This is a genomic window from Sphingobium sp. L-44 (assembly GCF_056859495.1).
Genome location: NZ_JBSXOQ010000074.1, coordinates 57,697 through 72,217, shown reverse-complemented (window position 1 = coordinate 72,217; position 14,521 = coordinate 57,697). Strand labels below are relative to the sequence as shown.

Below are 14,521 nucleotides of genomic sequence, written 5' to 3'. Positions count from 1 at the left end.
GCCATGCGCGTCGAGATGTCGGGTTCAAAAATCGCACGGGATCTGCTGGCCCATTATGACGTCCATGCCCGGCGCCTGCCCTGGCGCGCGCCGCCGGGCGCCAATGCGGCCGATCCCTATCATGTCTGGCTGTCCGAAGTGATGCTGCAACAGACCACGGTCGCGGCGGTCGGCCCTTATTTCGAGAAATTCACGGTCCGCTGGCCGACGGTGGAGGATCTGGCCGCCAGCGCCGACGCCGACCTGATGGCCGCCTGGGCGGGGCTGGGCTATTATGCCCGTGCCCGGAACCTGCTGGCCTGCGCCCGCGCCGTTGTGGCCGACCATGGCGGCCGCTTCCCTGATACGGAGGACGCGTTGCGCGCCCTACCGGGCCTGGGCGCCTATACCGCTGCCGCTGTCGCCGCCATCGCCTTCGGCCGGCGCGCCGTGGTGGTCGACGCCAATGTCGAGCGGGTGGTCGCCCGGCTGTTCGCGATAGCGACACCGCTGCCCGCCGCCCGGCCGGCCATCCGCGCCGCGGCCGACAGCATCACGCCGGATCTGCGCGCAGGCGATTTTGCCCAGGCGATGATGGACCTGGGCGCCACCATCTGCACGGTGCGCAACCCGGCCTGCGGCATCTGCCCGCTGCGTCAGGATTGCGCGGCGGTGCGCACCGCCGATCCTGCCGTCTTCCCGGTCAAGGCGCCGAAAAAGGCCAAGCCCCATCGTCTCGGCCATGCCTGGTGGATTGAACGCAGCGATGGCCAGGTCTGGCTGGTGCGGCGCCCGGACAAGGGATTGCTGGGCGGCATGCGCGCGCTGCCCAGTTCCGACTGGAATGCCGCACCCGACGCCACGCCGCCCTTCGCCGCGCAGTGGCGGACCATTGATCCGCCGGTCGCCCATGTCTTCACCCATTTCTCGCTGGCGCTCAGCATCCACACTACCCATGTGGGGCTGGACCATGTGCCGGCGGGCGCGGGCGAATGGTGGCCGCGCGCCCGGATCGGCGAGGCGGGGCTACCCACCCTGTTCGCGCGGGCGGCCGATGCGGCGATGAAGGAGATGACGGACGATGCACGGAACTGACCCCCAAGCGCACGGCCTGCCCGGTTTCGTCGGCGGCACGCTCGATCGGGTCGATCATATCCGCAGCAATCCCGCGCTCCATGCGCAGGCCTTTGCCTCGCCCAATGCCCGGCTGCTGATCCTCGAAGGGCTGGAGCCGGTGACGGACGATCATGGCCTGGCCCTGGCGCCGCTCGCTCCCGATGCCCGGATCGAACAACATGTATTGCTCGGCGTCGACCTGCAGGACCGGCCGATCTTCGCCCATCTGGTCGAGACGCTGGACCAAGGCCCCAATGCGACGCCGCGATCGCGTGGCCTCGCCGATCTCGTCTCGGCCGCCGATGTCGCCCTTTACGGCACCGCGCGCAGCCTGGTCCATTGGCACGCCCGCCACCGTTTCTGCTCGGTCTGCGGTGGGCCGACCCATGCGCACAAGGCCGGCTGGGCGCGGCGCTGCGAAACCTGCGCCTCCGAACATTTCCCGCGCGTCGATCCGGTCTCGATCATGCTCGCCGAGCATGAGGGACGGGTCCTGCTCGGCCGCCAGCATAGCTGGCCCCCCGGCCGCTATTCCGCGCTCGCCGGCTTCATCGAACCGGGCGAGACGGTCGAGGAAGCGGTCGCGCGCGAACTGAAGGAGGAAGCCGGCATCAATGTCCATTCGGTCCGCTATGTGATGAGCCAGCCCTGGCCCTTCCCCTCCTCGCTGATGATCGCCTGCGTCGCCCAGTGTGACGATCCCGCGCTGACCCTGGACGAGACCGAGATCGAACATGCCTTCTGGTGCGATGCCGATGGCGTCGCCGCGGCGCTGGCGGGCGATCCCGACGCGCCTTTCCTGGCGCCGCCGCGCATGGCGGTCGCCTGGCATCTGCTCGACCATTGGCTGCGCGGCGCGGTTGCCCCGTCCGACGCAAGGGCGTAAGGCCCGGCTTCGTCTTCACTACAGGATCGACCTCCCCTTATGCTCAGCCTCGAAGAAGCCCAGTCGCGCGCGCAGGATCTGGTGACGGCGGCGCGCAAGGCGGGGGCGGACGCGGCCGACGCCATCTACGCGTGCAACGCCTCGACCACGGTAGCGGTGCGGCTCGGCGCGCTGGAGGATGTCGAACGGTCCGAGGGCGAGGAGATCGGCCTTCGCGTCTTCATCGGCCAGCGCTCGGCCAGCATTTCCGCGTCGGACATGAACCCCGCGACGCTCGCGACCCTGATCGACCGCAGCATCGCCATGGCGCGCGAGGCACCGGAAGACCCCTATGCTGGCCTGGCGCCGGAGGATCGGCTGCTCAAGAAGCGCGCGCCCTCGCTCGACCTGGTGGACGAGGAGGAGCCCGAACCCGCCGCGCTGCGCGAACGCGCGCTGATCGCGGAAGAAGCGGCGCGCAGCATCCCCGGCATCACCAACAGCGAAGGCGGCGGCGCCGCCAGCGGCCGCAGCCAGGTCGCGCTCGCCACCAGCCATGGCTTTGCCGGCGCCTATGCCGCGACCAATCATTCGACCTGGGCCAGCGTGCTCGCGGGCAGCGGCGCCGACATGCAGCGCGACCATGCCAGCCATGCCAGCCGCCACCTGAAGGATCTGGACGATGCCGAAGCGGTCGGCATACGCGCCGGCCAGCGCGCCGTGGCGCGGCTCAATCCGGGCAAGGTGGACAGCGGCGTCATGCCGGTCATCTTCGATCCGCGCATCGGCTCCAGCCTGATCGGTCATCTGATCGGCGGCATGGTCGGCCCGGCGATCGCCCGCCGCTCCAGCTTCCTGCTGGACTCGCTGGGCGAAACATTGTTCGACAGCAGGATCACGATCATCGACGATCCGCTGCTGCCGCGCGGCCTGCGCTCGCGCCCGTTCGACGGCGAAGGGCTGCCGGTCGAGCGCCGCGCGCTGATCGAGGATGGCGTGCTGACCGGCTGGCTGATGGACAGCGCCTCGGCCCGCCAGCTTGGCCTGGAACCCACCGGCCATGCCAGCCGGGGCGGCGCCGGTGCGCCGGGCGCGGGCATCACCAATGTCCATATGGAAGCGGGCAGCCTGTCGGTCGGCGAACTGATGGCCGATGTGAAGCGCGGCATCTATGTCACCGAACTGATCGGCATGGGCGTCAATGGCGTCACCGGCGACTATAGCCGCGGCGCCGCCGGCTTTCTGATCGAAAATGGCGCGGTCGGCCCGGCCGTGTCGGAAATCACCATCGCCGGCAATCTGAAGGACATGTTCCGCACCCTGGTGCCGGCCAATGACCTGATGTTCCGCTATGCCATGAACGTGCCGACCCTGCGCGTCGACGGGATGACCGTTGCCGGCGGCTGAGCCCCTTTTGCCGGCCGTCGTCGCGGCGGTCACCGATGCGGCCGATCGCGCGCTGGCGCTATGGGCCGATGGCGAGACGCGCGTGCGCCAGTGGGAAAAGGTGCCCGGCCATCCGGTCTGCGAGGCGGACCTGGAAATCGACGTCATGCTGCGCGAACGGCTGGCGGCGATCGATCCGCAGGCCGGCTGGCTGTCGGAAGAAACGGCCGATACCGTGCATCGGCTCGGCGTATCGCGCGTCTGGGTGGTCGATCCGATCGACGGCACCCGCGACTATCTGCGCGGCCGGCCCGGCTGGGCGGTCTCGGTCGCCCTGGTCGAGGATGGCGCGGTCAGGCTCGGCATTCTGGCGGCGCCCGCGCGCAAGGAATTGTGGATTGCGCAGGCAGGGCAGGGGGCGACCCGCAATGGCGTGCCGCTGCATGCCGGCAATCGCACCATGCTGCCCGGCGCCCGCGTGCCCGCCGATCAGCTGCCGCGCGCCGATCGCGATCTCGTCACCGTGGACAAGCCCAACAGCATTGCGCTGCGCATGGCGATGGTCGCCGCCGATGAGGCTGATCTGGTCGCCACCGTGCGCTGGGGCAATGAATGGGACGTCGCCGCCTCCGCCCTGATCGCGCAGGAGGCCGGCGCCATCGTCACCGATGCGCTGGGTGATGCGCTTGCGTTCAACCGGCCCCAGCCGGTCGCCTTCGGCCTGCTCTGTGCGGCGCCGGGCATCCATGCCGCCGCCGCCGCCCGCCTCGCGCCGCGCGCGAAGGAGATATTGGGCAAGGCCTGATCAGCTGCCAGCGCAGGCTTTCACCGTCTTCTCCGGCAGAATGTCTTTCAGCCGGGCCCGCACCACATCGGCCCAGATGCGATAGCCGGCCGCGTTCATATGCACCTTGTCGGGCTGATAATTGTCGCCCAGCTTGCCGTCCTTCAGCAGCGGCGTGGTGATGTCGGCATAATGGACATTCTGCATGTGCGGGATCAGTCGCTGGGTCGCATCATTATAGATTTGCTGCTGCGGAAAGATCGCCCAGCGCCCCGGACTGGGCTTCATCGACAATATGATGACCGGCACATCGCCCAGCAATTGCGTCCGCATCTCCAGGAAGCGGGCCATATCGTGGAAGATCGGCCGTAGCTGTCGCCCGCCCGCCAGGTCATTCTCGCCGGCATAGAGGATGATCGCCGCCGGTTTTGGCGTTCCCGGCGCGATATTGGCGAAACGCGGCAATATCTCGTTGAAGGTGGCGCTGTTGATGCCGCGATTATGCGCGACCCATGGCGCCATATCCTGCTCCAGGCTGGTCCAGCGCTTGATCGACGAACTGCCCACGAACCACAGGGCGCACGGCCCTTCGCGCCCCTGCCCGTCGGGCAGGGTCTGGCTGGCATCGCGATAATGGGTGAAGGCGAACCAGCCCCCGACGATCACGCAAAAAATCGACAGGGCCAGCAGACGCTTGCCCAAAGCTGTATCCAGTCTCTGCAAGATGATGGCGACCCTCCTGCTAATGGCCGAAGTCTAAACGATATTTTCCTTAAGAAAAGATGGCTGCGACGGAATGATGCCATTGCGGATTTTAAGAGCTTGGCAATATTGTGACGCTATCGTTTCGATGGCAAATTTTGCGAGCATATCGTGACCAAGAACCCGTCGATCGACCTGCTGAAAGGCTTGCTGATCCTGCTCGTCATGGGCGGGCATGCGATGGAATTGACGCATCAGCAGCATGTCCTGCTGTGGATCGGTTCGGGTTTTCGCATGCCGCTGATGATCGGCATTTCCGGTTATCTGCTCAACGTCACCCGCACCCGCTCCATGCCGACTGGCGAGATGTTCAGCCGCTATGGCCGACGCATGCTGCTGCCCTGGGCGGTGGCGATGCTCGTCTATTGGCTGGCCAGCGGCGGCCTGCTTTCCTGGCAGACGCCGCTCGACCTGCTGCTGCGTCCGCCCTTTCATCTCTGGTATGTGCCGGCGCTATTCCTGTTGATCCTGGTGACCCGGCTGCTGCCGCTTTCGCCGCTATTGCTGCTAGCGATCGGCACGCCCATCAGCCTGGCCACCATGTATAGTTTCGGCCTCGACCATGGCGCGGTCGGTGGCAGCCTGTTGTCGCCCGACAGCCGTTTCCTGCGCTATCCGGTCTATTTCTTCTTCGGCATGCTGATGGCCGAACGGGGCATGCCCAAACGCTATCTGTGGCCTGTGCTGCTGGTCGGGGCGTTGGGCCTGTTCTGGTGGTCGGATCTTTATGGCACCGGCAATGCGCTTGCCTTCGTGCCCGCCCGCTTGCTGATGTGTCTCGCGCTGATCGCGCTGCTGCCCAGCGTTTCCGCGGTGCGCCTCCATTTCGGCCCGATCAACCGGATCGGGCGCGAAAGCCTGTTCTTCTATCTCTGGCATCCGCTGGTGATGGGGCTGGTGGCGATGCTCGACCCGCACGGCGCCGTCATCCTCGCTGGTGCAGTGCTGCTGCTCTACATCGCCAGCGCGCTTGCGGGGCAGGGGCGATTGCCGCCCCTGTTGCTGGGCGCGGTGCCGCATCGCAGGCCGGCCCCGGTCGCCATGCCACCGGAACCGGCAACGGTCACGGTTTAGATCTTGCCATATTTCGCTTCGAAGCCGGCAATGTCGCCAGCAGCGAGATATTTGGCCTGGTCGATCCACTGGTCGCGCACCGGCCGCCCCTTGAAATTGCCCAGCTTCGCGTCGATCGCGGTGATGTCGCTGTCGCTCCAGCCGGCGATCTGGGCATAACGGGTCACGCCCAGCTCGGTCAGCAGCGCGCCCAGCTTGGGGCCAACGCCCTTCAGCTTCAGCAGGTCGTCGGCGCCATCGTTTGGTGCCGCGACGGCAGGCGATGCCGGGATCGGTGCAGGGGCCGGTTCGACCACGGGTGCGGGCGCCGGCGCTTTCTCGACCACCGGCTCGACCACTACCGGCTCGACCGCGACGGGCGCGGCAACCGGCACCGGGTCGGGCGCGGCCACCAGCGGCGCGATCACGGGCTCGGCAATCGGTTCGGCGGCCACAGGCGGCGCCACCGGGGCGGGGTCTTCCACCGCAGCCGACTTGCCCTTGCCCGACAGCAGGAACACCAGGCCGATCACGACCAGCAGCGCGATCAGCAGCCACAGGCCATAGTCCATGAAGAATTCCTGCATCGCCCTTTGCCTCCCGGGATGGATATGTCGCCCTATTTAAGGACGCTTGGCGGCGCGGGACAAGAGGGACATGTCCCGATCCCGCGCCGGTTTGGCCCTTATTGCGCCTCGCGGGCAACCTCGCGCCAGCCAATGTCGCGGCGGCAGAATCCGGTCGGGAAGTCGATCGCGTCGACCGCGGCATAGGCGGCGGCCTGCGCCGCGCCCACCGTATCGCCGGTCGCGGTGACGTTCAGCACGCGCCCGCCATTGGCGACGATCGCACCATCCTTTTCTGCCGTGCCGGCATGGAAGACGCGGGCGCCCTGTGCTTCGGCTGCTTCGATGCCGTTGATCGCGCCGCCCTTCTCCAGCGTGCCGGGATAGCCATTGGCCGCCATCACGATGGTCAGCGCGGTGCGATCCGCCAGCGCGACCGGCCCTTGCTCGGCCAGCCTGCCTTCGGCCACCGCCAGCAGCAGCTCGACCAAGTCGCCGTCGAAGCGCATCATCAGCACCTGGCATTCGGGGTCGCCGAACCGGGCATTATATTCGATCAGCTTGGGGCCTTCCTCGGTCAGCATCAGCCCGGCATAGAGTACGCCCGAATAGGGCATGCCTTCTGCTGCCAGCGTCTCGACCGTCGGCTTGATGATCCGCTCGATCACCTGCGCTTCCAGTTCGGGGGTCAGCACGCGGGCCGGGCTGTAGGCGCCCATGCCGCCGGTATTGGGGCCGGTGTCGCCATCGCCGACGCGCTTGTGGTCCTGGGCCGAACCGAAGGGCAGGATCGCGCTGCCGTCGGTCAGGGCAAAGAAGCTGGCTTCCTCGCCCGTCATGAACTCTTCCAGCACCACTTCCTCGCCGGCCTTGCCGAATGCGCCGGAGAACATGGTGTCGAGCGCGTCCAGCGCTTCCTGCCGCGTTTCGGCGATGATCACGCCCTTGCCCGCGGCCAGGCCATCGGCCTTGATCACCACCGGCAAAGTGAAGTCGTCGAGCGCGGCGATCGCGCCATCCTTGCTGGTGACGCGCTGATAGCCGGCGGTCGGGATGTTGGCGCGCTGGCACAGATCCTTGGTGAAGCCCTTGGAGCCTTCCAACTGCGCCGGCTTCTTGTCGGGGCCGAACACGGCGACGCCCATGGTGCGCAGATTATCGGCCAGGCCGTCGACCAGCGGGGCTTCCGGCCCGATCACCACCAGCGCGATCGAATGGCGGGTGCAGAAATCCAGCACCGCGCGATGATCCGTCGCGTCGAGGTCGACCAGCGTGGCATGCTGGGCTATGCCGGGGTTGCCAGGCGCCGCATAGAGCGTCGAGAGGCGTGGCGATTGTGCCAGCTTCCACGCCAGCGCATGTTCGCGGCCGCCGCCGCCAAGCAGAAGGATGTTCATCTCGGCCATGTCCCCGGAATTTGATGCCTATGACAGTTCGGGCCGCCTGTTAGCCGAGGAAAGGGCGGGGGACAACGCGCCGCCGCTCAGTGTCAGCGAATTGTCGGGCCTGTTGAAGCGCACGGTGGAGGATCGCTTCGGCCATGTCCGCCTGCGCGGCGAGATTTCCGGCTTCAAGCGCGCGGCCTCGGGCCATCTCTATCTGGCGCTCAAGGACGATAATGCCGTGCTCGACGGGGTGATGTGGAAGGGCGGGGCGCAGCGGCTCGCCTTCCAGCCGCAGGACGGGGTCGAGGTGATCGCCACCGGCAAGCTCACCACCTATCCCGGCCGGTCCAAATATCAGATCGTGATCGACCGGATGGAGCTGGCGGGCGAGGGCGCGCTGATGGCGCTGCTCGAAAAGCTCAAGGCGAAGCTCGCGGCCGAAGGGCTGTTCAATCGCGATCGCAAGCGCCGCCTGCCCTTCCTGCCGCGCACCATCGGCGTCGTCACCTCGCCCACCGGCGCGGTGATCCGCGACATTCTCCATCGCCTGGCGGATCGCTGCCCGACCCAGGTGCTGCTCTGGCCGGTGCTGGTCCAGGGGCAGGGCGCAGCCGAACAGATCGCCCGCGCCGTGCGCGGCTTTTCCGCCATGGACGGCAGCGGCCCGCTGCCCCGGCCCGATCTCGTCATCGTCGCGCGCGGCGGCGGCTCGATCGAGGATCTGTGGAGCTTCAACGAGGAAATCGTCGTCCGGGCTGTCGCCGAATGCTCGATCCCGACCATTTCGGCGGTCGGGCATGAAACCGACACGACCTTGTGCGACTATGCCGCCGACATGCGTGCGCCTACACCGACCGCTGCCGCCGAAATGGCCGTGCCGGTCCGCGCCGAACTGCTGGCGATGCTGGGTGAAATGGGCCTGCGCTCCAGCCGGGCGGTGCGGCGCGGGGCGATGCAGGCGCGCGAACGGCTGGAGATGCAGGCACGGCTGATGCCGACGCCCGACACGTTGCTCGCGCCGCAGCGGCAGCGGCTAGACCTTCTGTCCGACGGTCTCAACAGCGGCCTGCGCCACCGGCTGGCCGACGCCCGCGCCCATCTGGGTCAGGTCAGTGGCGCGCTGCGCCCGGCCTTGCTGCGCCAATATGTCAGCCGCGCGGCCGAGCGGGTCGACCGGTTGCGGCTGCGTCCCGATTATCTGACCCGCGTCTATCGCGACCGCGCCATCGCCTTCGATCGCCTCTCGCGCCTCTTCACCTCGGTCAATCCCGACCTGCCGTTGCAGCGCGGCTTTGCGCGGGTGATGGCGGGCGACCGGCTGGTCCGTTCGGTGGTCGATGCGCAGGCCGCAGGCCAGGTCAGCCTGCACTTCGCAGATGGCGCCGTGGCCGCCGCGATCGACGCCGCGCCCCTTGAGGCCGCGGCCGCGCCCGCTATATCCGCCCCATCCCGTCCCGCGCGCAAGCCGCGCGACACCGTCGAAGGTGGCCAGCAGGACCTCTTCTCCTGATGCGCCGCAGAAAGGCCTGATTCATGTTGATGTCCAACCGCGACCGCCCGGCCCGGCTGCATTATATGCCCTACAGCTTCCGCGTGCTGCAGGCCGGCGACCATGTGCTGTGCGCCGTGTCCGACCAGCGCATCCCGCTGGAGGATTTGCGCTACTGGTCGATCGCCCGGCAGGAGCCCTATGCCAGCGCCGCCTTGTCGGTCGAGGCGGAGCTGAAGGCGCGCCCGGCCGGATGATGCGTCGGTTCGCCGCTTTGCTGGCCCTCACCGCGCTGCCGCTTGCCCCGGCGATGCTGCGCGCGGCGCCGGCCAGTGTTGCCACGGCCGATTTCATCCTGTCCGGCCCGGCAATCCAGGGCGGCACTTTGCTCGGCAATGCGCCGGCCGGCACGGTCGCGCTCCATTTCGGCGACCAGCTGGTGCCCGTCGATGCTGATGGCCGCTTCCTGATCGCCTTCGATCGCGACGCGCCGCCGCCGGCGAAGCTCAGCGCGCACCTGTCGGATGGCCGGGTCATCGATCGCGCCCTGACCGTCGCACCGCGTGAATGGCGGCTGGAACGGATCAACGCGCCGCTGCGACCGACAAAGAGCAGCGAGGCCTTCCTCGCCCTGCGCAAGCCCGAACTGGAGCAGATTGCCGCCGCACGCGACACGGTGACGGACGCGCAGGGCTGGCGTCAGCGCTTCATCTGGCCGCGCCTCGGCCGGATTTCCGGCCTGTTCGGGTCGCAGCGCATCTATCAGGGGCAGCCCGGCGCCTATCATGGCGGCGTCGATGTCGCCGGCGCGACCGGCGAGCCGGTGGTGGCGCCGGCCGACGGGGTGGTGATCCTGGCCGCCGATCACCCCTTCACGCTGGAGGGCAATCTGCTGATGATCGACCATGGCCATGGCCTCAACAGCGCCTTCCTGCATCTGTCGCGGATCGATGTGAAGCCCGGCGACCATGTGGCACAGGGGCAACGCATCGGCGCGATCGGCGCCACAGGCCGTGCGACCGGCCCCCACCTCCACTGGGGCATGAAATGGAACGACGCGCGCATCGACCCGCTGTTGCTCGCCGGGCCGATGCCGCAGGCGCGATAGGGATCAGCCGACCCGTTTCGCCCGCACCGCCCGGCCGGCAATCTTGATCATGAAGCTGCCCATGCTGGCGCGCTTGATCTCGATCGTCATGCCGGGCTTGGGATCGCGATAGGTAACCGCCTCGGTAGTCATCCATTCCGCGCCGTCTTCCAGCGTAATCAGCCATTTGCCGTTGCCGACATTCTTGGCCGTCGCGATCGTCGCTTCGATCTGCGTCATGGCATCGGCCTCGGCACCCTCCTTCTTCTCGTCTTCGTTGCCGCCGCCCAGGAACGGTAATTTGGGGAAGGAAAAGCCGAACAGCGTGCGCCGGGTCTTGTTGAGTTCGGTCTTGTCCAGCACCACCACCTCATCGCGCTGGGCGGCGCTGTCCATGGCACCGACCTGCCGATCATAACAGGCCAGGCGGGCCTGATCTTCGGTGATTTCACGACATTTCAGAAGGTCGGTAAATATTTCAGCGCGCGGCTGCTGACGCTCTGCCGCAACCGTGCCAGTTGCGGCCAGACACAGCGGTAGTGCCACAATCATCGCATGATGGGCCTTCATATGCTTGATTCTCCGTCGATCTGCAGCCAATGGGCGCCACCATGCACCCCGCGAGTCTGTCGTCAATAGAGGGTGGCAGCCTCCGCAATATCCCGCCATTGGTCACAAACTGACAGAGCATCGCTCGCAATTGCAGCATTGCGTCGCCTTCTGTTGCGACCTTGAAATTATCTTGCTTTGCGACCGTAAAATTCCACATGTTTCGTCTTGTTGCATTTTTGATACAGGCCCGTTCAAAAGCAGCAAGGCGCGATTTCCCGCGCTTTACAGCGGCTTTCCCACCGCGCAGGTTCCCGCAATCCATACGGGGGGATCGCTGTCGGGCACCATATCCCCTTGTAGGTGCATATGAAGGCAGGTGACTGCCCAACTCCAGAGCAAGGGACTGGAAACGTGAAGACATTTTCGAAGAGGGCACTGCTGCGTGCCAGCGCCGCTCCGGCGATTCTCGGTGCGTCGCTGATCGCGACTGCCGCGTTCGCGCAGGAAGCGCCGCAGGGCGCCGAAGCTGAAGCCACCGACACCATCGTCGTTACCGGCTCGCTCATCAAGAACCCGAACCTGGAACGCTCGACTCCGGTCACCGCGACCACGTCGGACCAGATCGAACTGAAGCAGAACAACACCGCCGAAGAAATTCTGCGCGAAATTCCGGGCGTCGTCCCCAGCATCGGTTCGGCCGTCAACAACGGCAACGGCGGTGCGTCGCTGGTCGACCTTCGCGGCCTCGGCTCGTTCCGTAACATCGTTCTGATCGACGGTTCGCGTCTGGCTCCCTCGGGCCTCGCTGGCCAGTTCGACCTTAACAACATTCCGCTCGCTCTCGTCGAGCGCGTCGAAGTGCTGACCGGTGGTGCATCGACCACCTACGGCGCCGACGCCATCTCGGGCGTGGTGAACTTCATCACCAAGTCGGACTTCTCGGGTCTCGAAGCCAATGTTTCGAACCAGCTGACCGAACAGGGCGACGGCAACTATTTCCGTGCCGACGTGACCCTGGGCGCCAACTTCGACGACGGCCGCGGCAACGTGGTCTTCTCGGTCGGCTATCAGCAGGCTGACCCCGTCTATCAGGGCGACCGTTCCTTCTCGCAGGTTTCGATCGATTCCTTCACCGGTGCAAATGGCGGTTCGGGCACCTCGACCCCGTCACGCTTCACCAACGTGAACGTGACCGGCGCCGACTCGATCACCACGGGTTGCGGCGCCGCCGATCAGGTCGCCTGTAACGCTGTTCAGGGCAACCGTCAGGTGACGGCGGCCGGCGGTGCGTTCCGCCCGACCTCGGCGTTCGACGCCTATAACTTCAACCCCTACAACATCTTCCAGACGCCCTTTAAGCGCTTCAACATGTACGGCGCTGGCCGTTATGAAGTCAGCGATGCGGTCGAAGTCTACGCCCGTGGCGTCTTCTCGAAGAACACCGTCAGCACGATCATCGCGCCGTCGGGTGCCTTCGGCATTTCGGTCGCTGTTCCGCTCAGCAACCCCTATCTGACGGCTGCTCAGCGTAACGCTTTCTGCGCTTTCGACACCAACCCCGGCGTCGGCTACACGGCCCGTTTCACTCAGGCTCAGTGTGACGCAGCCGCTGTTGCGACCGATCCGAACGATCCCAACTATCGTACCGTCACGACGACCCTGTCGCGTCGTGCGACCGAACTGGGGCCGCGTGTCTCCGACTTCACCACCACCTTCTTCGACTACAAGGTCGGCGCGCGTGGCGGCATCACCGACTCGATCAGCTGGGATCTGTCGGGCTCCTATGGTGAGAGCGAGCAGATCCAGACCCAGCAGGGCTACTGGCTGACCTCGCGCGTGCGTCAGGCGCTGCTGGCGACCAACACCGCCACCTGCCTGACCGACACCAATGGTTGCGTCCCGCTCAACGTGTTCGGCGCCGACGGCTCGATCACCGATGCGATGAACAACTATCTGACTGCCAACAGCCAGGTCGCGACCAAGACCTCGCTGGCGCAGGTCAAGGGCGTGGTCAGCGGCGACTTCGGCGTCGCTGTGCCGTTCGCGGCCGACGCCGTGGCCTTCGCGGTCGGTGGCGAATATCGCAAGTACACCGCCTCGCGCGAATCCGATCTGCTGTCGCAGTCGGGTGACCTGGGCGGCGCCGGTGGTGCGGCTCCCAACGTGGACGGCGGCTATGACGTCTACGAAGCCTATGGCGAACTCATCCTGCCGCTGGTTCAGGACAAGCCCTTCTTTGAAGACCTGACCGCCGAAGCGGGCATCCGCTATTCGGACTACAGCGTTCAGGGCGGTGCTGGCTACAACACCACCACCTGGAAGGCCGGTCTGAACTGGACCCCGATCAACGGTCTGAAGCTGCGCGGCAACTATTCGCATGCCGTTCGTGCCCCGAACATTTCGGAGCTTTTCTCGCCGCTGAACACCGTCCTGACCAACCTGGCTTCCGATCCCTGCGCCGGCGCTGCGCCGACCCAGAATGCCAATCTGGCCGCGATCTGCGTCGCTCAGGGTGCTCTGGCCTCGCAGCTTGGTTCGATCATCAACGATCCGGCTGGCCAGGTGAACACCACCACCGGTGGCAACCTCGCCCTGGGTCCGGAAAAGTCGAACAGCTATACCCTGGGTCTGGTGCTGCAGCCTTCGGCCCTCCCGGGTCTGGCGATCACCGTCGACTATTATAACATCAAGATCACGGGTGCGATCACCACGCCGACCCCGGACGATGTTATCAATGCTTGCTTCGACAACATCACTGCCGCCAGCGCTTCGAGCTCGGCTTGCACGGTCATCCGTCGCGATCCGTCGACCGGTGGTCTTTATGGTGAAGCTGCCGTCGTTGGCGGTCTGTACCAGCCGCTGTCGAACCTGGGTAAGCTCAAGACCGACGGTATCGATGTCTCGATCAACTATTCGAAGGACATCGGTTTCGCCAAGTGGTCGATGAATGCCAACGGCAACTGGACCAACAGCTCGAAGTTCCAGGCGACGCCGACTTCGGTCAACCGCGACTGCGTCGGCCTCTACTCGGTCAACTGCGGTTACAGCGGTTCGATCCAGCCGGAATTCCAGTGGTCGGTTCGTAACACCCTGTCCTTCGGCATGGCCGATGTTTCGCTGCTGTGGCGCTACATCGACGGTGTGAAGTATGAGGATGGCGATGCGTTCGTTGGCGAACTCAACGGTAAGCAGGTCGATTTCAACCGTATCCCGGCTGAACATTATTTCGATCTGACCGGCCGTTTCCACGCCTCGGACGAAATCACCTTCACGCTGACCGTGCAGAACCTGTTCGACAACAAGCCGACCGTGGTTGGCAACTCGATCGGTTCGACCAGCTTCAACAGCGGCAACGTCTATCCGTCGACCTACGACCCGCTGGGCCGTCGCTACGCTGTTTCGGCCAAGTTCCGCTTCTAATCGAAGCGCAACGCCGAATGAAAAAAGGAGGGCCGGCTGCAAAGCCGGCCCTTTTTTCATGCCGTCCTCAGCGCCTG

Annotated in this window: 13 protein-coding genes; 9 read left to right on the top strand and 4 right to left on the bottom strand. The window is 66.0% G+C overall.

The genetic code is table 11. The features are described 5' to 3' along the window. Positions 1-3 precede the first annotated feature (3 nt). Genes AC13EK_RS07860 through AC13EK_RS07845 form a run of 4 tightly spaced genes read left to right on the top strand, consistent with a single transcriptional unit; the run spans position 4 to position 4,151 of the window. The gene (locus AC13EK_RS07860) at positions 4-1,074 is read left to right on the top strand and encodes an A/G-specific adenine glycosylase (protein WP_069338757.1); all 1,071 of its coding nucleotides are present in this window, start codon (positions 4-6) and stop codon (positions 1,072-1,074) included. Next, positions 1,061-1,981 (top strand): NAD(+) diphosphatase, encoded by a 921-nt coding sequence (gene nudC / locus AC13EK_RS07855; protein ID WP_069338758.1) that lies wholly within the window; start codon positions 1,061-1,063, stop codon positions 1,979-1,981. The genes AC13EK_RS07860 and nudC overlap by 14 nt, the downstream gene beginning before the upstream one ends. Positions 1,982-2,020: 39 nt before the next feature. Continuing rightward, complete coding sequence (locus AC13EK_RS07850; protein ID WP_069338759.1) at positions 2,021-3,367, top strand: TldD/PmbA family protein; 1,347 nt, start codon at positions 2,021-2,023, stop codon at positions 3,365-3,367. After that, positions 3,354-4,151: a 3'(2'),5'-bisphosphate nucleotidase CysQ gene (locus AC13EK_RS07845; RefSeq protein ID WP_069338760.1), complete on the top strand. Its 798-nt coding sequence runs from the start codon at positions 3,354-3,356 to the stop codon at positions 4,149-4,151. Before AC13EK_RS07850 ends, AC13EK_RS07845 begins: the two co-directional genes overlap by 14 nt. Here the strand turns inward: AC13EK_RS07845 and AC13EK_RS07840 are convergent, their stop codons facing one another. Next, positions 4,152-4,796 (bottom strand): GDSL-type esterase/lipase family protein, encoded by a 645-nt coding sequence (locus AC13EK_RS07840; RefSeq protein ID WP_483022152.1) that lies wholly within the window; start codon positions 4,794-4,796, stop codon positions 4,152-4,154. 207 nt (positions 4,797-5,003) lie between these two features. Between AC13EK_RS07840 and AC13EK_RS07835 the strand changes: the two genes are divergently transcribed. After that, the gene (locus tag AC13EK_RS07835; RefSeq protein WP_069338762.1) at positions 5,004-5,966 is read left to right on the top strand and encodes an acyltransferase family protein; all 963 of its coding nucleotides are present in this window, start codon (positions 5,004-5,006) and stop codon (positions 5,964-5,966) included. Here the strand turns inward: AC13EK_RS07835 and AC13EK_RS07830 are convergent. Continuing rightward, positions 5,963-6,532, bottom strand: coding sequence for a hypothetical protein (locus AC13EK_RS07830; protein WP_069338763.1), 570 nt, complete (start codon positions 6,530-6,532; stop codon positions 5,963-5,965). The genes AC13EK_RS07835 and AC13EK_RS07830 overlap by 4 nt on opposite strands. Before the next feature lie 98 nt (positions 6,533-6,630). After that, entirely contained in the window at positions 6,631-7,908 is a 1,278-nt protein-coding gene (purD, locus tag AC13EK_RS07825) for a phosphoribosylamine--glycine ligase (RefSeq protein WP_069338781.1), read from the bottom strand. Positions 7,909-7,915: 7 nt separating this feature from the next. Between purD and xseA the strand changes: the two genes are divergently transcribed. Genes xseA through AC13EK_RS07810 form a run of 3 tightly spaced genes read left to right on the top strand, consistent with a single transcriptional unit; the run spans position 7,916 to position 10,493 of the window. After that, a complete protein-coding gene (gene xseA / locus AC13EK_RS07820) occupies positions 7,916-9,406 on the top strand; it encodes an exodeoxyribonuclease VII large subunit (RefSeq protein ID WP_069338764.1) in 1,491 nt (496 codons plus the stop codon). Between the two features lie 23 nt (positions 9,407-9,429). Then, complete coding sequence (locus AC13EK_RS07815) at positions 9,430-9,642, top strand: DUF2093 domain-containing protein (protein ID WP_069338765.1); 213 nt, start codon at positions 9,430-9,432, stop codon at positions 9,640-9,642. Further along, positions 9,639-10,493, top strand: coding sequence for a M23 family metallopeptidase (locus AC13EK_RS07810; RefSeq protein ID WP_483022151.1), 855 nt, complete (start codon positions 9,639-9,641; stop codon positions 10,491-10,493). The genes AC13EK_RS07815 and AC13EK_RS07810 overlap by 4 nt, the downstream gene beginning before the upstream one ends. Positions 10,494-10,496: 3 nt before the next feature. Here AC13EK_RS07810 and AC13EK_RS07805 read toward each other — a convergent pair whose 3' ends face one another. Beyond that, complete coding sequence (locus AC13EK_RS07805; protein WP_069338766.1) at positions 10,497-11,042, bottom strand: hypothetical protein; 546 nt, start codon at positions 11,040-11,042, stop codon at positions 10,497-10,499. 393 nt (positions 11,043-11,435) lie between these two features. Between AC13EK_RS07805 and AC13EK_RS07800 the strand changes: the two genes are divergently transcribed. Beyond that, positions 11,436-14,444 (top strand): TonB-dependent receptor domain-containing protein, encoded by a 3,009-nt coding sequence (locus AC13EK_RS07800; protein ID WP_069338767.1) that lies wholly within the window; start codon positions 11,436-11,438, stop codon positions 14,442-14,444. Positions 14,445-14,521: the final 77 nt, after the last annotated feature.

What these genes read in the sequence shown, in the direction of transcription:
- xseA (WP_069338764.1), top strand. Translation starts at nt 7,916, where the DNA reads ATGTCCCCGGAATTTGATGCCTATGACAGTTCGGGCCGCCTGTTAGCC.
- nudC (WP_069338758.1), top strand. Translation starts at nt 1,061, where the DNA reads ATGCACGGAACTGACCCCCAAGCGCACGGCCTGCCCGGTTTCGTCGGC.
- AC13EK_RS07815 (WP_069338765.1), top strand. Translation starts at nt 9,430, where the DNA reads ATGTTGATGTCCAACCGCGACCGCCCGGCCCGGCTGCATTATATGCCC.
- AC13EK_RS07830 (WP_069338763.1), bottom strand. Translation starts at nt 6,532, where the DNA reads ATGCAGGAATTCTTCATGGACTATGGCCTGTGGCTGCTGATCGCGCTG.
- AC13EK_RS07860 (WP_069338757.1), top strand. Translation starts at nt 4, where the DNA reads ATGCGCGTCGAGATGTCGGGTTCAAAAATCGCACGGGATCTGCTGGCC.
- AC13EK_RS07805 (WP_069338766.1), bottom strand. Translation starts at nt 11,042, where the DNA reads ATGAAGGCCCATCATGCGATGATTGTGGCACTACCGCTGTGTCTGGCC.
- AC13EK_RS07810 (WP_483022151.1), top strand. Translation starts at nt 9,639, where the DNA reads ATGATGCGTCGGTTCGCCGCTTTGCTGGCCCTCACCGCGCTGCCGCTT.
- purD (WP_069338781.1), bottom strand. Translation starts at nt 7,908, where the DNA reads ATGAACATCCTTCTGCTTGGCGGCGGCGGCCGCGAACATGCGCTGGCG.
- AC13EK_RS07850 (WP_069338759.1), top strand. Translation starts at nt 2,021, where the DNA reads ATGCTCAGCCTCGAAGAAGCCCAGTCGCGCGCGCAGGATCTGGTGACG.